Origin of the sequence: Acinetobacter sp. TR11 (genome assembly GCF_027105035.1) — a bacterium.
Taxonomy (GTDB): Bacteria; Pseudomonadota; Gammaproteobacteria; order Pseudomonadales; family Moraxellaceae; genus Acinetobacter.
Map to the genome: position 1 here is coordinate 458,592 of NZ_CP114256.1, position 24,610 is coordinate 483,201.

At 38.8% G+C, this 24,610-nt stretch carries 22 protein-coding genes and 4 tRNA genes; 8 read left to right on the plus strand and 18 right to left on the minus strand.

Annotated elements, in window-relative coordinates:
- Positions 1-8: 8 nt before the first annotated feature.
- The 3 genes from O1450_RS02190 to rnr all read right to left on the minus strand — a co-directional run bounded on the left by O1450_RS02190 (position 9) and on the right by rnr (position 5,226).
- Positions 9-2,048, minus strand: a complete 2,040-nt coding sequence (locus O1450_RS02190; protein ID WP_269229535.1) for a M3 family metallopeptidase — start codon at positions 2,046-2,048, stop codon at positions 9-11.
- 76 nt (positions 2,049-2,124) lie between these two features.
- Positions 2,125-2,712, minus strand: coding sequence for a hypothetical protein (locus tag O1450_RS02195; protein ID WP_269229536.1), 588 nt, complete (start codon positions 2,710-2,712; stop codon positions 2,125-2,127).
- 87 nt (positions 2,713-2,799) lie between these two features.
- Positions 2,800-5,226 carry a ribonuclease R gene (gene rnr / locus O1450_RS02200; RefSeq protein ID WP_269229537.1) on the minus strand — a complete coding sequence of 809 codons (2,427 nt, stop codon included), beginning with the start codon at positions 5,224-5,226 and terminating at the stop codon, positions 2,800-2,802.
- Positions 5,227-5,485: 259 nt separating this feature from the next.
- On the opposite strand from rnr, the gene O1450_RS02205 reads away from it, so the two are divergent.
- The 4 genes from O1450_RS02205 (at position 5,486) to O1450_RS02220 (ending at position 6,127) form a co-directional block, all read left to right on the plus strand.
- Positions 5,486-5,575, plus strand: a tRNA-Ser gene (locus O1450_RS02205).
- Between the two features lie 11 nt (positions 5,576-5,586).
- Positions 5,587-5,663: transfer RNA gene (locus O1450_RS02210), tRNA-Arg, on the plus strand.
- Between the two features lie 46 nt (positions 5,664-5,709).
- A tRNA-Arg gene (locus tag O1450_RS02215) sits at positions 5,710-5,786 on the plus strand.
- A 264-nt stretch (positions 5,787-6,050) separates the two neighbouring features.
- A tRNA-Arg gene (locus O1450_RS02220) sits at positions 6,051-6,127 on the plus strand.
- Between the two features lie 59 nt (positions 6,128-6,186).
- Here the strand turns inward: O1450_RS02220 and O1450_RS02225 are convergent.
- Entirely contained in the window at positions 6,187-7,485 is a 1,299-nt protein-coding gene (locus O1450_RS02225; protein WP_269229538.1) for an SRPBCC family protein, read from the minus strand.
- Positions 7,486-7,845: 360 nt separating this feature from the next.
- On the opposite strand from O1450_RS02225, the gene O1450_RS02230 reads away from it, so the two are divergent.
- Positions 7,846-8,343, plus strand: a complete 498-nt coding sequence (locus O1450_RS02230; protein WP_269229539.1) for a YcxB family protein — start codon at positions 7,846-7,848, stop codon at positions 8,341-8,343.
- 33 nt (positions 8,344-8,376) lie between these two features.
- Positions 8,377-9,018: a fumarylacetoacetate hydrolase family protein gene (locus O1450_RS02235; RefSeq protein WP_269229540.1), complete on the plus strand. Its 642-nt coding sequence runs from the start codon at positions 8,377-8,379 to the stop codon at positions 9,016-9,018.
- Positions 9,019-9,114: 96 nt separating this feature from the next.
- Here the strand turns inward: O1450_RS02235 and O1450_RS02240 are convergent, their stop codons facing one another.
- A complete protein-coding gene (locus tag O1450_RS02240) occupies positions 9,115-10,365 on the minus strand; it encodes a YihY family inner membrane protein (protein WP_269229541.1) in 1,251 nt (416 codons plus the stop codon).
- A gap of 112 nt (positions 10,366-10,477) precedes the next feature.
- On the opposite strand from O1450_RS02240, the gene wrbA reads away from it, so the two are divergent.
- Positions 10,478-11,077, plus strand: a complete 600-nt coding sequence (wrbA, locus tag O1450_RS02245) for an NAD(P)H:quinone oxidoreductase (RefSeq protein WP_269229542.1) — start codon at positions 10,478-10,480, stop codon at positions 11,075-11,077.
- A gap of 32 nt (positions 11,078-11,109) precedes the next feature.
- Here wrbA and lgt read toward each other — a convergent pair whose 3' ends face one another.
- Complete coding sequence (lgt, locus tag O1450_RS02250) at positions 11,110-11,922, minus strand: prolipoprotein diacylglyceryl transferase (RefSeq protein ID WP_269229543.1); 813 nt, start codon at positions 11,920-11,922, stop codon at positions 11,110-11,112.
- 106 nt (positions 11,923-12,028) lie between these two features.
- Here lgt and O1450_RS02255 point away from each other — a divergent pair, with 106 nt between their 5' ends.
- Entirely contained in the window at positions 12,029-12,811 is a 783-nt protein-coding gene (locus O1450_RS02255; protein WP_269230393.1) for an NRDE family protein, read from the plus strand.
- Positions 12,812-12,851: 40 nt separating this feature from the next.
- On the opposite strand, the gene O1450_RS02260 is transcribed toward O1450_RS02255, so the two are convergent.
- The 12 genes from O1450_RS02260 to O1450_RS02315 form a co-directional block, all read right to left on the minus strand.
- A complete protein-coding gene (locus O1450_RS02260) occupies positions 12,852-14,840 on the minus strand; it encodes a PhoX family protein (protein ID WP_269229544.1) in 1,989 nt (662 codons plus the stop codon).
- Positions 14,841-15,021: 181 nt separating this feature from the next.
- Positions 15,022-15,789: a twin-arginine translocase subunit TatC gene (gene tatC, locus O1450_RS02265; protein WP_269229545.1), complete on the minus strand. Its 768-nt coding sequence runs from the start codon at positions 15,787-15,789 to the stop codon at positions 15,022-15,024.
- Positions 15,786-16,226, minus strand: coding sequence for a Sec-independent protein translocase protein TatB (gene tatB, locus O1450_RS02270; RefSeq protein WP_269229546.1), 441 nt, complete (start codon positions 16,224-16,226; stop codon positions 15,786-15,788). Before tatB ends, tatC begins: the two co-directional genes overlap by 4 nt.
- 12 nt (positions 16,227-16,238) lie before the next feature.
- Positions 16,239-16,454, minus strand: a complete 216-nt coding sequence (locus O1450_RS02275; RefSeq protein ID WP_004660425.1) for a Sec-independent protein translocase subunit TatA — start codon at positions 16,452-16,454, stop codon at positions 16,239-16,241.
- 241 nt (positions 16,455-16,695) lie between these two features.
- Positions 16,696-17,319, minus strand: coding sequence for an RdgB/HAM1 family non-canonical purine NTP pyrophosphatase (gene rdgB / locus O1450_RS02280; protein WP_269229547.1), 624 nt, complete (start codon positions 17,317-17,319; stop codon positions 16,696-16,698).
- A 98-nt stretch (positions 17,320-17,417) separates the two neighbouring features.
- Complete coding sequence (locus O1450_RS02285; RefSeq protein WP_269229548.1) at positions 17,418-18,122, minus strand: endonuclease/exonuclease/phosphatase family protein; 705 nt, start codon at positions 18,120-18,122, stop codon at positions 17,418-17,420.
- Positions 18,123-18,196: 74 nt separating this feature from the next.
- A complete protein-coding gene (locus O1450_RS02290; RefSeq protein ID WP_269229549.1) occupies positions 18,197-18,784 on the minus strand; it encodes a tetratricopeptide repeat protein in 588 nt (195 codons plus the stop codon).
- Positions 18,781-19,374, minus strand: a complete 594-nt coding sequence (metW, locus tag O1450_RS02295) for a methionine biosynthesis protein MetW (RefSeq protein WP_269229550.1) — start codon at positions 19,372-19,374, stop codon at positions 18,781-18,783. The genes O1450_RS02290 and metW overlap by 4 nt, the downstream gene beginning before the upstream one ends.
- Positions 19,374-20,534 (minus strand): homoserine O-succinyltransferase MetX, encoded by a 1,161-nt coding sequence (metX, locus tag O1450_RS02300; RefSeq protein WP_269229551.1) that lies wholly within the window; start codon positions 20,532-20,534, stop codon positions 19,374-19,376. Before metX ends, metW begins: the two co-directional genes overlap by 1 nt.
- 103 nt (positions 20,535-20,637) lie before the next feature.
- Positions 20,638-22,335 carry a 2-isopropylmalate synthase gene (gene leuA, locus O1450_RS02305; RefSeq protein WP_269229552.1) on the minus strand — a complete coding sequence of 566 codons (1,698 nt, stop codon included), beginning with the start codon at positions 22,333-22,335 and terminating at the stop codon, positions 20,638-20,640.
- 399 nt (positions 22,336-22,734) lie between these two features.
- The gene (locus O1450_RS02310) at positions 22,735-23,838 is read right to left on the minus strand and encodes an alpha-hydroxy acid oxidase (protein WP_269229553.1); all 1,104 of its coding nucleotides are present in this window, start codon (positions 23,836-23,838) and stop codon (positions 22,735-22,737) included.
- Positions 23,838-24,521: a Fe2+-dependent dioxygenase gene (locus O1450_RS02315; RefSeq protein WP_269229554.1), complete on the minus strand. Its 684-nt coding sequence runs from the start codon at positions 24,519-24,521 to the stop codon at positions 23,838-23,840. Before O1450_RS02315 ends, O1450_RS02310 begins: the two co-directional genes overlap by 1 nt.
- Between the last annotated feature and the right edge of the window lie 89 nt (positions 24,522-24,610).

Below are 24,610 nucleotides of genomic sequence, written 5' to 3' on the forward strand. Positions count from 1 at the left end.
GACGTAGTTTAAGCGGTTTTATTGGTGTTCGTCCAACCTTGATGGCGTAATAATGCATCTATTTTTGGTTCTCTTTTTCGGAAATTGCGAAACGCATCAAGTGCTGTATCTTTTCCGCCAACTGCTAGAATAAACTTTCTAAACTCTTTTCCTGTCTCAGTGTTAAAAATACCTTCACTTTCGAAGCGATCGAAGGCATCACTGGCTAAAACTTCTGCCCATTTATAAGAGTAATAACCTGCTGCATAACCGCCTGCAAAAATATGGCTGAAACTATGTTGAAAACGATTATAAGGTACCGCAGGAACCACAGCAAATTTATCGCGAATATCGTCCAGTGTGGCTTGGATTTGTTGACTGTTTAAGGCAGGTGTCTGACGGTGAATGCTTAGGTCAAACAATGCAAATTCTATCTGACGTAAGGTTTGCATTCCTGATTGGAAGAAACGCGCATTGAGTAACGCAGATAGTAATTCTTGGGGCAAAGTTTGCTTGGTTTCGATGTGTTCACTGAGTACATCTAAACTTTCATTGTCCCATGCCCAGAATTCCATAAACTGGCTTGGTAACTCCACCGCATCCCATGCCACGCCGTGTGTGCCTGCAACTGAGATGTTATCCACTTCAGTGAGCATATGATGTAAGCCATGTCCAAATTCATGAAACAAGGTAATGACTTCATCGTGAGTTAATAGTGCAGGTTGATCGCCAATCGGTGGGGTAAAGTTACACACCATATAGCAAATTGGTTTTTGTAGACCATTGGCTGTTTGCACACGAGAACGGAAACCACTCATCCATGCGCCACCGCGTTTGCCGTTACGGGCATATAAGTCAAAATAGAAACCACCGACCACTTGACCTTGATCTTCAATTTCAAAATAACGTACATCATTTTGCCAAACAGGGGCTTGGCGTTCGATGATTTGAATACCATAAAGGCGTTGCACGATCTGGAATAAACCATCCACCACTTTTGGCGCAGGGAAATATGGTTTAAGTGCTTCTTGGGACAAGTTGAATTGCTGCTGTTTCAACTTCTCAGAGTAATAGGTTGCATCCCAAGGTTTGAGTTCATCAATGCCATCTTGTTGCGCAATGGTTTTTAGTTCTGCAATTTCAGCTAGTGCAGGGGTACGCGCATGCTCTGCCAAATCCACTAAGAATTGATGAACAGTTTCAACATCAGGTGCCATTTTGCTGGCAAGGGAATATTCAGCAAAGTTGTTAAAGCCAAGCAGTTGTGCCATTTCTTGACGTAAGCTCAGGATTTCTTCCATCACAGGGGTATTGTCAAATTCAGTGTGATGGGATTGTTCTGAGGCACGGGTGACATAAGCTTTGTAGAGTTCTTCTCTTAATTCACGATCATCGGCATAGGTCATAATCGCAAAATAGGCAGGGAAGTCGAGTGTGGCAACGGCTTGCTCAAGCTCATGTTGTTGTCCGTATTGTTTTAACAGTTCAACACTGCTTTGTGGAAGGCCCTTGAGTTGCACTTCAGCTAAAGGCTTGAAATAAGCTTGGGTTGCATCGAGTACATGGTTTGAGAAGTCTGAAGACAACTGGGATAAACGCGCTGAAATTTCCGCATAACGTTTTTTCGCTTCGCCTTCGAGAGCCACACCAGACAGTTTAAAATCACGTAGCGCGAGTTTAATGGCACTTTGTTGTGCTTCGCTCAGCGTTTGTAAGGCTGCACTGTCATGAATCTGTTGATAGGTTTGATACAGCGCCGTGTGTTGTCCAAGCTGCGTATAGTATTCACTTAAACTTGGTAACAGGGCTTGGTAAACCTCACGGGTTTCAGCATTGTTCATGACTGCATTGAGATGTGACAAAATGCCCCACGATTCACTCATGTTATTTTCAAGTTGATCAACTTCTGCCAAGGTTGCCAGTTGGGCTTCAGAGCCTTGTGGAACTTCATTGAGTTGATTTAAGAAGTTTTGACCGTTTTGAATCGTTTGTTCAATCTGTTGTTTTAAATCGGCAAGTTGAATTTGATCAAATTGAGGAAGGGGAAGTGTCGCTTGTTGGAGTGTCATTGTATTTTTGCCATATTCATCTTTAAACATAGATATAGATGTAGGGCTTAGCGAGGGAGAAATCAAGGTTGATTGATTATTTATTCGTTGGGTTTTGCGTTGCAACCTGGATTTCATCAATTGACATTACATATGTACCGAATGTGCTATGACGGGTAGATAGCTTTAATTTGAGTTGATGATCCCTATACATTGCATATTGTTTTGATGTAATTCTGAAAATAGGGATCCCTGAATATATTGTTTGAAAAGAATAAAGATCGGTATTTTTATAGCGCTTTTTTACGGCTTGTGCTGATATTTCTATGATTTGAGGTTTTCCTAGCGTATACGTCCAGATCATTGGAAGCGTACCTGCTAAGTTGAGCCAGAGTACGGGAATAATGAATAAAGGGAAAAAAAATAAAGCATAACGTTTAGGTTGTTTTTGTACTTTTTCCCATTGTCTGGGAATAACCCATTCCTGTTTCTTTTTCAAGTAGAGAAAATAAATGAGGAGTAAAGCATAGAGAAAACAAGAAATGATTAAGGCGACAATTTCTACCGTAAAGTTAGGTGAAAAATCACTCCAAAATATAGAAATAGCAGCACCGATTGTGAGAAAGAAAAAGAGGATAGAAACGTAATGGTGATAATAATATTTTGTGATACGGTAGTGAGTCATTCGGATTTTATTTATATTTAGAAATAGTCTATCTGTTCATTATATAACAAAAAATAAGAGAGCCGAAGCTCTCTTATCGTGTAAAAACTACTCAGCTTTTGCTTTCGCATTCGACTTTTTCTTTTTCACTTTCTTTTTGGCCTTTTCTTTCGTATCAGGCTTAGCAGATGCTTTTTTAGCTGGCTTTTTGCTATAAGAACTCGATTTGCTCTTATCCTTTTTCTTACGCACAGGCTTTTCACCATCTTCACTAACTTTAGCTGTTGTCGATTGTGGTTTGCCAAAAACCTCTTCTGTCGTTTGAGTGCGGTTAGGCGCTGTAGTACGAGGTGCTTTTTGACGAATCGCACGACCGAGATGGGTGAGTTGTTGAACCAATTGGAAGTCAATCTTACGCTCTTCCAGATTTACGCCCGCCACTTGAATTTTGACTTCATCACCGAGGCTAAATGACTGTCCACGATTCTGACCAATCAAACTTTGGCTGGCTTGATCATAAAGGAAGAAGTCTTCACCGAGCTGGCTGACATGAATCATACCATCGACATAGAGGTCTTTCAGCGTCACGAATAGACCAAACTCAGTCACCGCACTAATGATACCAACAAACTCATCACCTAAATGCTGTTGCATATAATGGCATTTCAACCATGTGGTGACGCTGCGTGAAGCTTCATCGGCTCGACGTTCAGTTTGTGAAAAATGCTCGCCTGCATCATCTAAAGCTGCACCAGACAATGGATAAACTTTCTTATCGAGATAGGCTTTAATTGCACGGTGTAACAATAAATCTGGATAACGACGAATTGGCGAAGTGAAATGCGTATAAGCCTCATACGCTAAGCCGTAGTGTCCTGAATTTTTTGCGCCATAATAGGCTTGCATCATCGAACGTAATAACACTGCATGAATACTTGGCGCATCTAAACGATCTTTGGTTGCTTCAATCACGGCTTGGTAATCAGCTTGGGTTGGTTGCTCTGGGAATGGCAAACCGAGTAATTTGACGAAATCACGTACTTTCTGAATACGTGAAAACTCTGGTGCTTCATGTACACGATAAAGCATCGGAATATCATGTTCTAATGAGTATTCAGCTGCAGCAACGTTCGCCAATAACATGCATTCTTCAATCAGTTTATGTGCATCATTACGAGTACGTGGCAAAATTTCTTTAATACCACCTAACTCATCAAAGGTCATGTAGGTTTCAATGGTTTCAAATTCCATCGCATGACGTTTGGCACGTAGTTCTTTTAGTGTCTGATAAAGCTGGAATAGTGTATTTAACGATTTATGAACGCTTTTATCTTGCGGAATGGCATCGGTTGCGCCGTCAAAATAAGCAGCCACCTGATTATAGGTCAAACGTGCTTTGGAATGCATCACCGCAGGGTAAAACTCATAACCTGTGACTTTACCTGCACGAGACAGTTTTAAATCGCAGACCATACATAGACGGTCAACATGCGGATTTAAAGAACACAAACCATTTGATAATGCTTCAGGTAGCATCGGTAAAACAAAGTGTGGGAAATAAACCGATGTACCACGTTCTTCAGCTTCTTCATTTAAAGGCGAATCTAAACGGACATAATGGCTCACGTCTGCAATTGCCACTACAACACGGTAACCACCACCTGAGCGTTTCTCTGCGAATACGGCATCGTCAAAGTCACGTGCATCTTCACCATCAATCGTCACTAATGGCAAATCGCGTAAATCAACACGACCTTTGCGATCTTGTTCTGAAGGTTCTTTAAAACTTTCAGCTTCTTTAATGACGGCTTCTGGAAATTCATAAGGCAAACCAAATTCTAAAATGGTTTGTGGAATAATAATTTCAGTGTCAGCTTTGTCCGCCATCGACTGTACAACATGACCTGTCGCTAATTCTTCACGAGTTGGGTAATCATCAATCGCAACACGTAGCATATCGCCAACTTTGGCATTGGCATGTTCAATCAATTCTTTTTCGAGGGTAATTGGTTGGTGCTGATTTGGATTACTTGGCTGGATAAAGTATTCACCTTCATGTTCAGCGACTTTACCAATAATTTGTTTGACACGACGTTGTACGACTTCGGTAATAAAGCCCCAAGCTTTACCTTTACGGTCAACAGAAGTTTGGCGTACTTTAACACGATCACCATTAAAGACTAGACGTAATTCACGTTCAGGTAACAGGACATCATCCTGACCTGCGATATTGGCCGTACCTAAACCTTTACTGTTGATATAAACCGTTGCTTCATGGCTTGGCAAATCGGTTGCAGGTTGGTATTTAAAACCATCTTTCATTAACTGACCGTCGCGAACCATTGCACTTAAACGATGATTCAATGCATCAATACTTTTTTGATCTGGGATATTAAAGTGGTCAACCAGTTCTGCATGAGACTGTGCAGTTTTTAATTGTTCTAATGTAGTTAGAATAAGAGTTCGGCTAGGAATAGGATTATCATAACGTTGCGCTTCTGCTTTTGCTTCGGGATCAACCCAATTTGTAGTCATATCGTTTCATTTCACATCTGGCAGATCGGTTTAGCATAAGTCATTCAAACTTTAACTGCACGTCAAAGATTGCAAGATTCTGTTTATTGTCCAATCTAAATAAAGGAGAGAACACTATATTAACAAGCGTTGAGCTAAAAAATGCCGAAAAAACATAAGAATTGGTTAAAAAACATTTGATTGATTTAAAAAAAGAGAAAAAAACAGGATCATCTCTTGTGTAATGTGGTTTTAGTTTGTATTATTGCGCTCGTGTTACGGTGAGATGGGTGAGTGGCTGAAACCGCTTCCCTGCTAAGGAAGTGTACGGGTAACTGTACCGAGGGTTCGAATCCCTCTCTCACCGCCACTTTACTTAAAGCGCTCATAGCTCAGCTGGATAGAGCACTTGGCTACGAACTAAGGGGTCGGGAGTTCGAATCTCTCTGAGCGCACCAAGTAAAGATTTAAAGTAACACATGCCTAAATAGGCACATAAGTAATGCGCTCATAGCTCAGCTGGATAGAGCACTTGGCTACGAACTAAGGGGTCGGGAGTTCGAATCTCTCTGAGCGCACCAACTTAATAGAAGAAACCGCTTAATTGCGGTTTTTTTGTGTCTGTAGTTTGGATTAGTTCAACTGTGAAATATCTGTTTGATGTTTAAATTAAGGTTCTTCATTCATTTTATTAATAATAAAATCAGTTATTTATGTTGTTTTAAAAGATAATAACTATTGTACTTTAAATTCATAACGATCAATCAATCACCATTTGATTTCTATTTTATTAAAAAACACTTATCAATGGGGAAAAAATGCGTATAATGCGCTCCATCAAATATGCGCTCATAGCTCAGCTGGATAGAGCACTTGGCTACGAACTAAGGGGTCGGGAGTTCGAATCTCTCTGAGCGCACCAATTTGAATTTATCGAAAGATAAAATGAAAGAAACCGCTTAAATGCGGTTTTTTTGTGCCTTATATTTTGGTTTTAATTTTTTGTACAAATACAGTATTGCCACCAACAGCAGGCAGTACATCATGATAGGGCAGGCTTCGCATCGCTCTTAATAAAAAAGGTGCTTTTTCATCAATTTTCATTGAACTAGTGATTTTAAATAAAGTACCTTGATTAAGCTCTGTGGCAATCATTTTTCCTTTAATAAATCGCAAATCACCACCATTGGCATAAAAGTTATTTTCAACAGTATTTGGATAGTTGAAATGCAGCTTAAATGCAAAAGGAATATTAATCACACCTAAACCCACATTCACTTGAATATCTGCATCTTGACCTTGATTTTGGATTGGAGAGGTGATGATTTTCTTGACTTGTCTTGGAAATAATTCTTTATAGGCTAAAGGACTCAACCATTTATGTAATAGCTGCGGTGGCTGTTGATAAAATTGATAGGTTGTGGTGAAGCGCATGGTTTCCCGCCCATGTGTATACAAAATGCTGGTCGGGACATGTAGATAGCTGATGGGTTGTTGAGTGTTTTGACTCAGTTGTGCAATTTTAGCGAGTTGAGTTTCATTTAATTGTGGACTTGGAATTTGTCCTGAATTTAGTGCAACAATATTCGGTTTAATAAAGCGTGTTCGAAGTGATTCTAGGATAAAGGCATTGGTTGAACTTGGGATACCTAATTTGGCTTCAGGAATTGCATTTAGAATCTTCTTAAAAATAAATCCTTTAGGTTGGTTTAAATCACCCCATTGGGTGAGCGTAATTAAGGTTCGATGATCATCTAAGGCGAACCATTCAAATTTTCCTACACCGTATGGAATAGGAGAATCAATCACTAAACTGGCAATACTATTCGATTTAATCTGATGTTGTAGAGTGACATCTTCATTAAAGTTGAGAACTGGAATAGGCGTTGGAATGGAGACCTGATATTTCATTTTTATAATATTGCCTGATTGTTCCAGTGTCTTTGCAGATTTGAGTGTTGGAAACAAGCCGACATATTGATTAAAGTCGGTTAATGTCTTGGCAACTTGTTGTACATTGGCAGGTACGATGAGTGCAGCAGATGTAAAGCTTACACTCGGTTGTGAGTTGCTTTTGAGGGTAGGCACATTGGTCTTGGTATTGGGATGTGGGTAAATAAAAATATTATTCTGCGTATAACTTGCCAATAGTTGTGGATTATTTTGAAAAGGTTGTAAAGCACTTGGTATATTGTCATTCCATGTGATGATTTGTGCAAAACAGCTTTGCATTATGCTGAAAAAAACGGCTGTACATATAAATCCATTCAAATAAAACATCACATTCCTTTGATTTTTCTTAGTGATATAGTCAGTGGCATCTATGCATAAATAATAGAGCCTTGCTATTAATAAAAGTTTTTTTGTTTAAAAAACAGTCGTATTGTGTAAAACTTTCTTGAGCATCGAAATCTTAGACAAAGGATTATCTCTGCAAGTAAATACTTATAGCGGTTAATGTTGGTCAGTTAAGCGTAATTTCATTATTACTGAATTAGAAATTCCATCTCTTTGTTAAAAAGCAACTTAGAGTAGTGCTACGCCGTATTTGAATTTTGTATAAAATCGCTATAAATCTGATTTACGCTCAAGTCATTTATGTTCTAATAGATGAGTTTTTTCAAATCTTAGAAATCAAAAATGTCTGAACAACGTCCAACTGTATCTGTGCGCTATTATCTTAATTTAGAAGAATCACAAGATGGTTTTGCTCTTGTCACTTTTGGTAAAAAGACCTTTAGTCGTTTTCTAACACCTGTTATTAGTATTGCAATTATTGGTTGGGGAATCTATTTAGGTTTCTCAGATGTAGGGCGTTATTACGTTGCATTGGGTGCTTTTTTTCTGATTATGCAAGGATTGATGCGCTATTGGTTGTTACCGATGTTGTTTAAACGTCAGTTTGTTCGCTATCAATTTGGAAAAAGTGAGCAGGGAATTGACCTTTATCAAGATCATTTTGAACTTTATGCCACAGGTAAAAAGCAAACAGCGCAGTATGCAGAGGTACAATCTTTTGCAATAGGTAAACTGACTTATATGTTGGAGTTGAAAAACCATACGGTCGTTATTGTTCCAAAGCGTGCATTCACTGATCCAGCAGATCAAACCAAATTTGAAAATAGTTTTAAAAAATAACTTCATTCGCGATTTAAGGAACAAGGAGCTTTTATGAGCACACGTCCGTCAAAAATTGTTTGTGTAGGCAGAAATTATGCTGAACATGCGAAAGAACTAGGTAATGCAATTCCTGATCGCCCAATTTTATTTATCAAGCCACCGAGTAGTTTGAGTAGCTTAGCTCAAGGTATCTATTGGAATCAGGCTTTAGGTGAATGCCATTTTGAATGTGAAATTTGTTTGCAAATCGCACATCCATTATCGCAGGAAACCGATCCAAGCAAAGCTTTAGAAGCGATTGGTGCTGTGACTTTAGGGTTGGATTTAACTTTACGTGATTTGCAAAATGACTTAAAAGCGAAAGGACAGCCTTGGGAACGAGCAAAAGCTTTTGACGGCGCATGTATCTTGGCAGACTGGGTTGAAGCAGATGAAATTGGCGATTTACAAGAGTTAGAGCTTGTTTTAATGATTAATGGTGTTGAACGCCAACATGGTTTTAGCCAAGACATGATTTTTGATGTCGGTGCTTTATTGGTTGAGATTAGTCAGTCATTTAGTTTGGAAGCGGGCGATGTCATTATGACGGGTACGCCTGCTGGCGTCGGTGCATTACATTCAAATGATCAATTAACCATGAAACTAATAACCCAATCAGGAGAATATGATTGGGTTACGTTTGTTCAAGCATAATGATTAAGAACAAGTGCTGTTAATAAATAGCTTCTACCTAATTTCGTATGAGCGAGATAGTAAATAAAGAAAAGACCTCGGTTGAGGTCTTTCTTGTTACTTCTGTTCAAAAATAGTCGAAAGAGGAATCGAAAGTTTGGCAGCTAAATAATCATTACTCTCGATGAGGGATGGCCCTAAACGCTCTATCCATTCATCATCTTGATGGATATTGGCCACATCATGACGTAATGGTAAGGGGTAAGGAAGAGCTGTAAAAAAGCTCCAGAAATCGACTTGCTCAAGATTTCTAGCCAATACATACTCATCATTGTCTGTACGTTTGACTAAGTTCTGTTTTTCTAAATGTAGGATATATGCAGGTAAGCGTCCTAATTCACCGCGTCCAATAATCCCAAGTAGTTCTTGTTCACTGACACTTTCTCCAATTTGTTGCTTTTTATAAAACAACTCTAATATGTCCAATAGCATCAAGATAGGATGACGCTTTTGCTCCTTATCTGAATGAAAAGCAGTCAGTGCGTAACTCACTTCCACGCCCAATAATATAATGTTCCAAGACAAATAAATCCAAAGTAGAAAAATTGGAACAGCAGCAAAAGCACCATACACAATTTCATAACTGGTGAAATTACTCATCACCCAACCAAAAAAGCGTTTTAGTATTTCAAATACTGTTGCGCTAAAACATGCAGCAATAACAGCGGAAAGAATAGGGACGCTACGATTAGGGATGGTCCAGTAAAGAATGAAAAAGCCAACAATTGTAAGTAGAAATGAAATAAGCCATAAAAGGAAAGAGCCATCTAATTGATAACCCGCAAAGTTATTACTGAGAATATTCATTGAAGCGACAGTGGACGAGAGGACAAAAGCACTGCCTAGAATAATTGGACCTAGAGAAATAATCGTCCAATAACGCATAAAGCCAACAAGACCTGCCCGAGTTTCTTTGACACGCCAAATACGATTAAAGACATTTTCGATTGAAGTAAGCATAAGCACGGTGGTCACAAACAGAAATAGCACACCAATAATGGTGAGATTACTGGATTTATCTGTAAATGCGTTCAATGCTTTGTCAAAGGCAATGGTACTTTTTGGTAAAAAATTACTGTAAATCAATTGCTGTAGTTGTTGTCGAGCAGGCTCTAAAGCTTTAATTGAAGAGATAATGACTAAGAAAACAGTCAGCATCGGAACAACGGCAAAGAGCGTAGTGTAGGTCAAACCACCTGCTTGTTCTCTACAGCGATCGGCTTCGAACCGTCGTAACACAAATACAATAAATTGAAACCATGTTTTTTCTAAAAAAGGCAGTTTTCTTAGATAACGATTTAAGATCATGGGTTCTATCCTAGTTATTTTTAATAAAATCCTGTGTAAGCACAGGACTGACTACAGCTCAAAAGATGAAAAATGTCGTATAGTGTTCTTTTTAACAAAATTCATTAAAGTGATGCAACCTTACGTTCTTGTTCTTTATTACAGTAAATATGGTTCAACTCGAGAAATGGCACATTTAATTGCCGATGGAATTGAATCTTCTGGCATGACAGCTCGTATTCGAACTGTTCCTAATCTCTCAACTGTCGTGACGCAAGCAGAGCCAAGCATTCCATCAGATGGGGATATTTATTGTACTTTAGATGATTTGACGTATTGCTCAGGTTTAGCACTTGGTTCACCTACTCGCTTTGGTAATATGGCGAGCGAGATGAAATATTTTTGGGATCAAACGACGAGTTTATGGTTGAATGGTGCTTTGCATAATAAACCAGCATGTGTTTTTACTTCTTCTGGCTCGATGCATGGTGGGCAGGAAAGTACTTTGCTTAGCATGTTACCGCCATTATTCCATCATGGTATGTTCATCATGGGATTGCCCAACTCAATTCCAGCTTTGTCGAATACTAAAACAGGCGGTACGCCGTATGGGGCAAGTCATGTCAGTGGCCCTCGTCATGATCAAAATTTGAGTGTAGATGAAAAAGTATTATGCGAAGCGCAAGGTAAACGTTTAGGTGATATCGTAAAAGCGTTGTTAGGAAAAGTTTAGATTTAAAAAAGGGAGCATATGCTCCCATTGTTTTATTTTTTAATTTGCCAATCGTAGATTTTTTTCTGATAGGCATACCACATCATCCACAGTCCAATCAGTAACATTGGTACAGTGAGAATCTGACCTTTAGTCATCCAACCGAATAGAATAAAACCTTGATCTGCATCGGGCTGACGGAAGAACTCCATGAAGAAACGTGCAACTCCATAGCCCATCAAGAATAATGCTGAAACCGCCATACGAGGACGTGGTTTAGCGCTAAACCACCAAAGTATGATAAATAGAATCAGACCTTCACAAAGTGCTTGGTAAATTTGCGATGGATGGCGAACTAAGCCCAATGGATCGGTTGGAAAAACCATCCCAAATGGATAGCTAGGGTCTTGAACTTGACGACCATACAATTCACCACCAATAAAGTTACCGATACGACCAAACATTAAACCTGTCGGTACACATGGCGCAATAAAGTCCAATGTTTGAAACCATGTTTTCTGATATTTCTTACACCAGAATAACATTGCGATCATGACACCCAAGAAACCGCCGTGGAAGCTCATTCCACCTGTCCATACTTGGAATAACCAAAGTGGGTTTTCTAAGAATTTGCCAAACTCATAAAATAAAACATAGCCAATACGACCACCAAGTACTACGCCTAGAGCGCCATAAAACACCAGATCTGAGACCATATCGGCAGTCCAACCATCACGTTGTTTAGCACGATAAGAGGCTAAGCCCCAAGCGCATAAAAATGCCAAGAGATACATGAGTCCGTACCAATGCACTTTAACTGGTCCCAAGCTCAGCGCAACTGGATCAATATTTGGATAGGTCAGCATTGCTGTTCCTCAATTTAGAATTTGAAATTAAGTTTTGAGCAGATTGTAGCGGAATGATGTGAAAAATGTTGTACATTCAATGTGTAAAGATGTGAGAACAGAATTAATGTGTATTGTCGCTTTTGCATGGCATGTTCTTGATGATATGCCGTTGTGTTTAATTTCAAATCGTGATGAATTTTATCATCGACCAAGTGCTGTTTTACATCGATGGGATGACAGTTCGATAATTGCTGGGCAAGATTTACAGTCAGGTGGGGCATGGATGGGAGTCACTGAGTCTGGGCGTTGGGCAATCGTGACTAATTTTCGAAATGGAAGAGATAAAAACCAATACTCAACTTCACGTGGGCATTTAATCCAGTCTTTTTTAGAAAGTGATTTAGCCCCCATTCGTTTTGCACAACAATTAGAACAGCAACAACAAGACTATGCTGGTTTTAATTTGTTTGTCGGTGATCGAGAGCAAGCGGTTTATATGAGTAATCGGGGGGAAGCTCCACAAGTCTTAGCCAATGGTGTTTATGTTGTTTCCAACGGTTTAATGTCAGAAGATTGGGAGAAAACCAAACATTTACGTAAACGCTTTACACAAGAATTTTTACCAATGTTGCAACAATCAACGATTACAGAATCTGATTTGCAATATTCAGTCTGGGATATTTTGGAAGATGAACGAAAAATTATTCCAGATTTGTTGCCAGATACAGGGATTAGTGTGGAAATGGAAGAATTATTATCTTCAACTTTTATTCAAAGCCCAATTTATGGAACACGCTGTTCAAACTTTTTAACCATGACCAAGAGTGAGTGGAAGTGGATTGAAAAGACACAGCAAGGTGAACAGCAGGGGCGTATTATCGAAATGAAAGCAGATCTATGGAAATAAAAATACCGACAAGGCTGTCGGTATTTTTTACCAACCAAATTTATTTGGCAGAGGTTTTCTTTTCAACCGATGGTAAAACATCGGCTGTGATATAGCCAACACATGCACTATAACCACCATTATAGTTTTCTAAAACTTTTGCTTTTAATTCAGCAGAAAGTTTTGAGCTATCTCCAGGATGTTGGAAATTACTCATGATATATGTCCAACCATTTACAGAGTCAACTGCATGTAAGCCTGTTGATTCAGCACCTGCTGGAGTAGAGAGGATACGATCTAAAGACTTAGTATCAACGTTATATGCCCAGAGGAAGTTATTGGTATGGTTACCACTGTCTTCACCGATGAATAATGTGCGTAAAGTTTCAGAGAATTTTAAATTGTCTGGGCTTGCAATATTATTTGGATCTGCCGTGTTACCTAAGCTATCTACAGTAATATCTTTACCCATAAGAACCATACGGCTTTGGTAAGGTGTCCATTCACTATTGATCACATTGTTAAGATGATCAACTTGGCTACCTTTGAGGTCATGTCCAAGGACACCACCTGCTTTGAGCGTGCTCTTAAACTTAACATTATGTGATTCAACCCAAGCTGCATTGCCACCAATCATTGATTCTTGAATATTGGCAAGTGCAGAGTAAGCAACTTTATCTTTAATATTTACGGTAGTGCCTTCCATCTTTGTGAAAGCCATACTACCGCCTTTTAGGGCAGCATATCGATGTGTTTCTAGGAATGCAGCAGCAAGCTCAATCTCAGCTTTGCTAAAGCCATTGTTGGCTTCTTTGAGTTTAACCCAAAGCGACTTTCCATCTAACACAATCTTGGTATAACCTGTTAAATCAGCAGGAGCTACCGTTAAACTTTCCATAATGTTTTCAGATTTGATTCCTCGAACATTCACGAGGTCTTCGATGGTCTTACTATCAGTATGACCTAATTTGATCCATTTGATTGCTGCTGTTGAGGTCTCATTCAATTCTGATGTGTATTTCGCAACATATAATGTTCCAGCAGATAAGTCTTTTTCTTTGTCTGCAATAAACATGAAGAAACCACCGTTAGTGTAATCGTCACCCATGATTACAGTGCGGTTGTCTGGCATGACTTGAATCAGTTCATGTGAGATACGACCTAGACAATAATGCTTCACAGCCTGAGCACGACCTTTACCATCAAGAATAATTTCTGGCAAATGGCCATAGTTATAGGCATTTGCAGTATTTTCATTGCCATATAGATTTTTACTATATGCTTTGAGCATTGCGAGATCTGAACCGATTTGGTCAAATGCATCAGGCTCATATTCTTCACTTGAAAGGTGAGTATTCCAAGGAGAAAGGCTAGCACCACAGGTGATCCATAGACCATGAACTTTCGACATATCGACATTGAAGTATTTTTTCAATGCCAAGTGTCCAGTTTTTTGATCTTGATCTAATGTTAATACTGCAATTGGTGACGGTAATTTACCATACATGTTTTGCTTAGCTAAGTTTTTGGTGGTGTATTCAAACTGCACCACATGGAAAACTGGGTTTGATACACCCGCTACATTTGCGCCTTTAATATGAATCAGTGATGAACCATCTGGAGAGTCAGAGAAGAATTGGCGTTCTTGACCGATTACAGAAGTATCTTTAATGGGTTGATTATTAATATCATAATAACTACCTGCAATGATTTTTCCACCATCGATATTATCAACTTGCATGCCAGTACGGAAAAACTCCTGATAACCCAATTTGTACTCTGTGGTTGTATTATCATCCCACGTAATCGTCAAAGCAGATTTAACTGAAGTTGTAGCCATCTCTGGTACAGTTGAAGGTGCCGCCATCGGTGTAAATTTTGCATTTTTAAATTTTGCAGCAGGTACGGTTGGCGTAACGTTAGTATCGTTATTATCATTGCAACCTGCTAAAGCTGCTGCTGTGCCCATTGCCCCTAGTGGTAAAAACGGAACACCCGCGAACCACTTTAAAATATCACGACGACTTGGCTGATTTGTATTGGCTGTCATAATAAATCCGTATCTTTAATAAATGGTAAATAAATCTAGATTGATTTTATGTTTGATAGATGACAATTTTTTGACACTTTTAAGGCAGTTTGAAGACAATTTAATTTTTATAAATATATAAAAAATATAAATTTAAATACAAAAATCCCTGAGCTTATTCAGGGATTGAATAGGGATATTATTATTCTGAAACTGCTTTACGCTTTTCTAATATTTTTCCAAAAAGTAAACCGATTTCAAATAGCATCCACATCGGAACAGCTAGCATAATCATGGATAAGGCATCAGGCGGAGTAACAAACATTGCAACAAAAAAACATCCAACAATAATAAAACGGCGTTTTTCAATGAGACTTTGTGTACTCACGACACCAATCAAAATCAGTACTAAAGTAATGATTGGAATTTCAAAGGTAAAACCGAAAACCAAGAATAGTTTTAAGCAGAAGCTCAGATAACTATTAATATCTGTCATAGGTGCAACAGTTTCAGGAGACACACTAATAAAGAAATGCAAAATAGCAGGTAGGGTAATGAAATAGGCGAATGCGACACCTAAGTAAAATAATAGAATGCTGCCAAATAGCAAAGGAATCGCTAAATGTTGTTCTTTTTCATATAGCGCAGGTTTTATAAATGACCAAATTTGATAAATGATATAGGGCATTGCCAGCATAAATGCGACGAATAAATTGAGTTTAAACGGTGCCATAAAGGTAGCTGTGACATCCGTCGCAATCATGGTTGATGTTGCGGGTAATTGTTGTCTCAATGGTTCAGACAGCCATTGATAGGTTTGATTTCTAAAAGGTAATAAACAAAAAAACAGAAAAATTGTTACACCAACAATCTTAAAAAGATATTGGCGAAGTACGATTAAATGCTGCATGACCGGCATTTGTTGTAGGGTTTCTTCAGTACTGACTGAAGTTGATGATAATTGGCTCATACGGCAATCTTTAATTCGTTATCAAACTGATTCAACGATGGGTATGCTTCCATACCAATCACAGATGATTTTTTGTATTGAACACAAAAGGGAATAATAGAACTTGAGTGATATGGCACATAGCGAATCGAATTTTGAGATTTAGTTACTGATGGTGCAGTCTCTACCTCATGATCTTGAGTTTTCAATTCATCTAATTGTTTTTGTAGCCGACGTTCAAGCTCAGTAATCTTTTCAATTTCTTTTTGCATTTCTTCGCGGAACTCAGAAAGACGGAGCTCTCGATCAATTTCGTTCTGAATATTGTTGATAAATTTTTTAATTTTCCCATACCATTTTGCTACAAATCGAGCAGCTTCAGGTAATTTATCAGGTCCGAGAACTAATAATGCAATTACTGCAAAGCAAAAAATCTCAGTCATTCCCAAGTTCAGCATAATTCCGCTCGCTTAGCTTTTTACTGAGCTTTCAGCATTTTTAACTTGAGCATCAATGGTACGAGGCTCATTGAGTGGCGCAGCAACTTCATCTTCTTTAATAGACTTTTTGAAATCTTTAACAGCACCGCCAACATCTTTGCCTAAATTTTTAAGCTTTGATGTACCGAATAGTAAAATCACCACAATTGCAAAAATAACGACGTGCCAAATTGATAAACCAGCCATAATTCTATTCCTATATAACTTTGGTTATATCTCAACAGTTTGGCATGACAAAGATGTGACACTTATATTGCAATTTTGCGACAAATAGTTGTAAGAATTAGTATTGGTGAATGGATTTTTTTACTTTTTGGTTTGTAATCAATGCTTAATATTGTGAGGTGTTATTTGCTAATAAGAGAGTATTTTTATTCAATCTTAATTTAAATCACTTGCCCTAGGTTTTAGCTAAGGCAAGCTACTTTTAGACCAAACTTGCTTTAAATAGCTGCATTGCTTGACCGCGATGGCTGATCTTATTTTTATCAGCTTTGCTTAGTTCGGCACTCGAAACATTCAATTCTGGTAGCCAAAACAAAGGATCATAGCCAAAACCATTCTCACCGCGCGCTGCTTCTAAAATCTCACCTTTCCAAATGCCTTGAAAGATTTGTGGCAATGGATCTTTGGCATGTGTGACCAGTGCTAATACGCATACAAACATACCTTCAATTGCTTCGCCATCTTTACGTAAAGGTGCAAGATCAGCCAATAATTTTTGGTTGTTGGCTGCATCATTGCCATGTTCGCCTGCATAGCGTGCAGAGTAGATGCCTGGTGCACCACCTAAGATCGGGACACACAATCCAGAGTCATCTGCTAGCGCAGGTTTACCAGAAAGTTTAGATGCATGGCGTGCTTTGATAATGGCATTTTCAACAAAGCTGAGACCATCTTCGATGGCATCTTCAATATCAAGTTTACCTTGAGCAATGATCTCGACAGGTAGATTGAGCTGTTGAAATAGATGATCAAATTCTGCAATTTTACCTTTGTTATTGCTTGCAAGAACAAGACTACCTTGGGTGAGCCAGAGGGGAGTAGACATATTAATTTTAGACTAACTTATATTGAGTAGAATTTTAGGGTGTTTTTATAGAATAGGGTAGAGAGTCACTATTTATTTTCGGTAAATGTTCAACAAGTCTAGATATTAATTTCAAAAAGTAGAGGAATATGATCGCTGTAGTTAAGCCATTCATATTTATCGAAACTTTTAAAAGATGAGTTGTTCTTAGAGAATAAATTACGATGACAAAATAAGTAGTCAATATGATAGTTTTTTTCATGATTTCTATTCATGTAAAATGTAGGAAGTGTCTCTTTTCCCTGCTCTTCATTTGATAACTCATGGTAAAGGCTATGAATATTCATTGCTCGTAATTGATTTACTACATCACTGTGATTCCACCAGCGATCCCATACATCCCATTGAGCGTTACTATTTAAATCGCCACAAATAAGGGTAGGTTGTACTTTTATTAGCTCTTCATGTAATTGTAAATATTTCCAAAGTTGCCCAATATATTGAAATGTAGGGGAATTGGCATATTTAGTCCAAGCAGCTAAGAGCTGGAAATTATCATTAACTCTTATTGGTAAAAATAATTCTAACTCGAAATCTTCCCAATACAATTGCTCTAATTTATAGTCTTCTCTAGCAAAGACTCCTAATCCTTTATTTTTATTATTACCTTTCCAAATTAAATTTGGTAACCATGCTTCATAAGCACCTTTGGACTGTTGTTGATTTTCACATTCTTGAATGATGTAGATGTCTGCTTCAATTTGTTGAAGAAACTCGATTTTCTTTCTAAACGCCCCGTTGCAATTCCATGTTAATATTTTCAAACTCTCATTTCCTTAAATAAAAAACCGACTCTTACAAGTCGGTTTTTAAAATCACTCAATAGATCTAAGCAAGATTATTGCGCTTGAATCCATTTATCAGCACGGTCACGTGCGGTACGGATTTGATCTTGAGTCAGGTTAGCAGCCAAAGCAGTTTTCTTACCTTCAGAAAGACTAATGACTTTCGTATCAAGCATGCCATCACGAGTTGAAAGCTCATACCACTGATAAGCACCAACAAAGTTTTTCTTCTGTTCTTCCATCATCGCAAGATTGAAACTCGCACGGTTATCACCATTGCTTGCTGCTTTCTCGAAATATTTGCGTGCTAAAACTTCATCTTTCTTCGTACCGATGCCATCTGCATACATACGACCGACATTTAACTGTGCAGCAGATAAACCTTGATCTGCTGCCGCTTTAAATAAAGAAAAAGCTTGTTTTTCATCTTTCGCAACGTCTTTACCAAATTGGTAACGCGTTGCTAAATAAAATTGTGCCCCAGCTTGACCAGACTTCGCTGCGCTTTGTAATTCACTGATACTCATGACTGAATATCGCGCTGCCTGTGTTGCCACAGATTGTGGTTGAGCAACATAGTCAGCGTGCGCTTGTATACTGATCAGACCAAATAAAAATGTGCTGATTAATGTCTTTTTCATAGAGCGCTCACTCGATAAATTGCGACTTCACCAAATAGGTTCGGCATATGCTTACTGAGCAGACTACCTTGTTGGTCACCATTAACGGCAAGTCGATTAATAATTTTAATTCCGTTCTCAGCACATAAGGCTTCAAAGTCACGGAAAGTACATAAATGAATATTCGGGGTGTTATACCACATATAGGGTAAAGCTTCCGAAACAGGCATTTTCCCTTTTAATGCAAGAAAAGAACGAGTCTTCCAATACGCAAAGTTTGGAAAGGTAATAATTGCCTGTTTACCAACACGCACCATATCCCGTAATAATACATCTGGTGCATCTACTGCTTGCAAAGCTTGTGCCATGACCACAGAATCAAAAGATTGGTCGGCAAAACGGCTTAAACCAAGGTTTAAGTCTTGTTGAATAATATTTAACCCCCGACTGATGGCAATTGCAATCTTTTCTTGATCAATTTCTAAGCCATAAGCACGAATATTGTGCTGTTTGCTCATATGAGCAAGCAATTCGCCATCACCACAGCCTAAGTCCAATACGCTAGAGTTCGGGCTGATCCATTTTTCAGCGAGTCGTTGATCTATTCGCATTAGTGCTGCTCCTGCGGTGTAGCTTGCAACTGTTGTTCTCCACCTAAAAATGCTCTTAATGTTTTCACATAGAGTGGGATAGGGAATAAGAACGAATCATGACCTTGTTCCGCATCAATATCTAAGTAACTGACGGGCTTATGATTATCAATTAAAGCATCAACTAATTCTTGTGAACGACTTGGGCTAAAACGCCAGTCAGTGGTAAATGAAACCACCAAAAATTGGCACTTTGGTTGACTCATTGCCTTCGTCAGAGAATGTTCATATTCACGAGAGGGATCAAAGTAATCCAATGCCTTGGTCATAATCAAGTAGGTATTCGCATCGAAATTGCGGCTAAATTGTTCGCCTTGGTAACGCAAATAGCTTTCCACTTGGAATTCGACATCAAAACCATACATAAATTTGCCAGATTTCAAATCGCGACCAAATTTCTGTTTCATAGCTTCTTCAGACAAATACGTAATATGACCGACCATACGTGCCAAAATTAACCCACGTTTTGGATAACTGTCATTTTCCAAATAACGCCCATGATGGAAATCTGGATCAGAGAGAATCGATTGGCGAGCAACTTCATTAAAGGCAATATTTTGAGCTGATAATTTTGGTGCACTGGCGATAATGACACATTTTTTTAAACGATCAGCATAGTCCAATGACCATTGTAGTGCTTGCATGCCACCTAAAGAACCACCAATCACGGCAAACCAAGCATCAATTCCAAGACGATCAGACAACATGGCTTGAGTTTTTACCCAGTCACGAACAGTGACTAATGGAAAATCTGGACCATACGGTCGGTTTTCATTTTCAGGGTTTGGCGATGTTGGGCCTGTTGAACCATTACAGCCACCAATATTATTTAAAGAAACAATAAAGAAGTGATTGGTATCAATCGCTTTGCCGGGACCAATACAGCTATCCCACCAACCTGCTTTTTTATCATCTGCATGATGATAACCCGCAGCATGATGATGCCCAGATAATGCATGGCAAATTAAGATTGCATTGGATTTATCTGCATTAAGTGTTCCATAGGTTTCAACCATCAAATCAAAACGTGGCAGGATACGCCCACATTCAAGCTCTAATGGTTGCTCAAATTGAAATTTTTGTGGTGTGACTAAACCCACTGAATCCGATGGAAAAGACACTGGAATGATTCGCCTTGTATAAATCTTTGATCAATAATAAAAGGATACCAATTCAGGTATCCTTTCAAAAGTCATTTTTTCTGATATTACAACTCAGCTTTGCTTAAACTGCCGCAGCAGCAACTTGCTCAGTTGTCAGTACACCTTGCTCTATTAAACGATTGGTACATGCAATAATCGCTTCAATGGATGAGGTGACAATGTTGTCATGAATCCCTGCACCAAATGCGCTCTTACCTGTGCCTTTAACTTGAAGCTCAATCAACGCAAGTGCTTTGGCATTTGCCCCAGAACTGATACTGCGCTCTTCATAGTTTAAGACATCAATTGGCAATTGTAACGCATCGAGCATCGCCGAAATTGGACCGTTACCTTCACCGCGTAAACGTTGTACTTCACCATCAATTTCAATATCTAATTCAATGATTTGTGTGCCATTAATATCGGATAATTGATAATGCTTGGTTTGATAATGGCTATTTTTCACATCCACATAGGTATTTTGGAATAAGGTCCAGATTTCATGTGCACTGATTTCTGTACCGTTTTCATCAGTATGTTGCTGTACGATTTGGCTGAACTCGATTTGTACTCGGCGTGGTAAAGCAACGTTGTAGTTCGATTCTAATAAGTATGCAATACCACCTTTACCAGATTGGCTGTTGACACGAATCACTGCATCATAGTCACGACCCAAGTCTTTGGGGTCGATTGGTAAGTACGGCATATCCCAGATCTCTTCATTTTTCTGGAATTTGAAGCCTTTTTTAATCGCATCTTGGTGTGAACCAGAGAACGCGGTAAAGACTAAATCACCTGCGTATGGATGACGAGGGTGAACTGGTAAACCTGTACATTCTTCAACAGTTGCAATGATTTCATTGATATTGGAGAAGTCTAAGTTTGGCGCGACACCTTGGGTATACATATTCAAGGCAATTGCCGCAACGTCGACGTTACCTGTACGTTCACCATTACCAAACACGCAACCTTCAACACGGTCAGCACCTGCCATGATTGCTAATTCAGAGGCTGCGATACCACAACCACGGTCATTGTGACAGTGAACTGAGATAATCACGCCATCGCGACGCGCCAAATTACGGTGCATCCATTCGATTTGATCGGCATAGACATTTGGTGTTGAAACTTCAACGGTTGCAGGCAAGTTTAAGATCACCTTATTGGTTGGAGACGCTTCCCAAATTTCCGTGACCGCATCACAGACATCTTTGGCAACTTCTAATTCTGTTGCAGAAAAACACTCTGGACTGTACTGGAAAATCCAGTCGGTTGCAGGGTATTGCGCTGCGTATTCTTTAACTTTATTTGCTGCATTAATGGCAAGTTGCTTTGCGCCGTTTGCATCTACATTCAACACTTTTTGACGGAATGTTGGTGAGTTTGAATTGTAGATATGCACGATCGCACGTTTAGCATCAACTAAAGCTTCAAAAGTACGCGCAATTAAATGATCTCGAGCTTGAACCAAAACTTCGATGTACACATCTTCTGGAATCAAATCTTCTTCAATTAACTTACGAGTAAAGTCAAAGTCAATTTGAGATGCTGAAGGGAAACCAATTTCAATATGTTTGAAGCCGATTTTAACCAACATGTGGAACATTTTTAATTTTTGATCCATATCCATTGGCTCAAAAATCGCTTGGTTACCATCACGAAGATCGGTGCTCATCCAAATCGGTGCTTGGTTAATTTCGTTATTTGGCCATTGACGATCTGGTAAATCCACTCGTTGATACATACGGCGGTATTTTTTGCTTGGGTCAGCCAACATCATGAGATAACTCCTTGTTGTAGCATGGTTGCTGCTTCAAAATAAATGCAACGTGCTACGAATATATATGGTGTCTATAAGAATCAATTTAAAGAGAATATGTATTGAGTACCTAAAATCTAGGTAAAAATTTATACGCGCGCGAGGCGCAGCATCAGGAGAGCAGTGAGTAGTTTTATATCAGACGGATGGCTAAAATCATCACTCGTTTTCATCATCTACCGTTCAAAGCAAAAGTATTGGGTTTTGCAGTTATCTTAATCACCTAATTTGAATCAGTCTAGGTGAAAATACAAGCGACTGCAGTGGTCTATAATTTATTTTAATTCGAATGGATGGGAAATATTTTCCTATTTTTTGCATAAAAATAAAATTTAAAGAAAATATTTCCCATTAATATGCTTAAGACTGATAAATATAGTCTTGATTAATGTCCTTTATGGTAGCAGTTCCCATAAGTGCCATCGTAATTTCAAATTCTTCTTTTAACATGCGGATGACATGAGCAACACCTAAAGCGCCTGCTGTTGCTAAACCATAAATATAAGGGCGTCCAATCAATACGGCGTTTGCACCTAAAGCAATTGCTTTGAACACATCCGTTCCACGTCGAATTCCACCATCGAATAATACAGGGTAATCAGCAGGAACAATTGCACGAATTTTTTGTAATGCAACTAAAGGTGGAATAGTCGTATCTATAATGCGCCCACCATGATTAGAAACAATAATCCCAGACACCCCATGATCGAGGGCTTTCTGAGCATCGGCAGGATGTAATATTCCTTTTAAGATTACAGGCAGATGTGTATTTGCAATCACCCAAGCAATATCAGACCACTTTGGCGCGATTTGCATTAAACCTTGAAACAACTGACTTTCGGATGGAGATACATCAGGAAAACTCAGGTGTGTAGGCGTATGTGGGTGCTGCATATCTTTAGGTAATTGGAAGAATAATTTGCGTTCTCGATCTCGAATACCAACATGCGGAGCATCGACGGTGATAACCAGTGCGCGATAACCTGATTGTTCAGCTTGTTTGATTAAGGTTAAAGATTTTTCTCGAGAACCCTGCCAATAAAGCTGAAACCATTTATATGGATTATGGTGCGTGAGTTCATCCATTGCGGTATTACTAAAAGTACTGAGAATGATATTACTCTGCATCACTTCGGCAGCAAGGGCAGAAGCCGCCTCTGCTTGAGGGTGAAAAAGTGCTTGATGACCAATCGGTGCTAAAAAAATAGGATGTGGATATTCCATCCCAAATAACTGAAAACGGGTATTTCCCTGTGTTAAATCATTTAAATGTCTCGGAATTAGTTGAATATTTTGAAATTGCTGGCAATTATTTTGCACACTAAGTTCATGCATTGCACCACCATTTAAATATCCCCAAACATCTTCAGGAACATGTCGCTGAGCTTGTTGTTGATAGTCGTGAATGGTTTGAATATATGCAGGAATCGCATCTAATGGCGCTAATGGTCTGTGCTGAGACATTATAAATTGCCCCATTGTCTTAATAAATTATGATAATGACTGGTCAAGCTCACAACTTCTTCGGTGTCTCCCAATTGTTGTCTGAGTTTGATAATGGTCATATCGAGATTAAAGAGCATGGTTCGTTGCCAGTCATCTTTCACCATACTTTGAATCCAAGTAAAAGCCGCAATTCGGCTGCCTTGAGTCACTGGCTCAACGCGATGTAAACTGGTTGCTGGATAGACAATTGCATCTCCCGCATCAAGCTTAACTTCATGGCTGCCATAGGTATCTTCGATGACTAATTCACCACCTTCATATTCATCAGGTTCAGATAAGAAAACGGTAATAGAGACATCGGTACGAATCATTTGCCCAGTTTTGGTTGAATATTGAATTGCATTATCAACATGATTGCCATAGTTACCTTGACTTTGGTAACAGTTAAACATGGGCGATAAAATATGCTGTGGGAGAGCCGCTGAGCGAAGCAGTAAGTTTTGTTGTAAGGCATTTAAAACATGATGGCTGATTGAAGGATATACATCACTATGCACATCAATTTGTAAGTTGTTTTTAATTTGTTGAGCTTGTTGTCCCGCACTTTGGATACCATTAACCCAGACTGATGCTTGTTGTATTTGTTGGCGTAGTTCATCAACTTGTTGTTTATTTAGGACTTCGGGGATATGCAACATCATATTTAAAATCTTCCAAAAAAATACAGCCTGTCGAAAGTATAACTTTTCTGACAGGCTGTGTTCATGTGTTAAATCATTAATGATTTAAC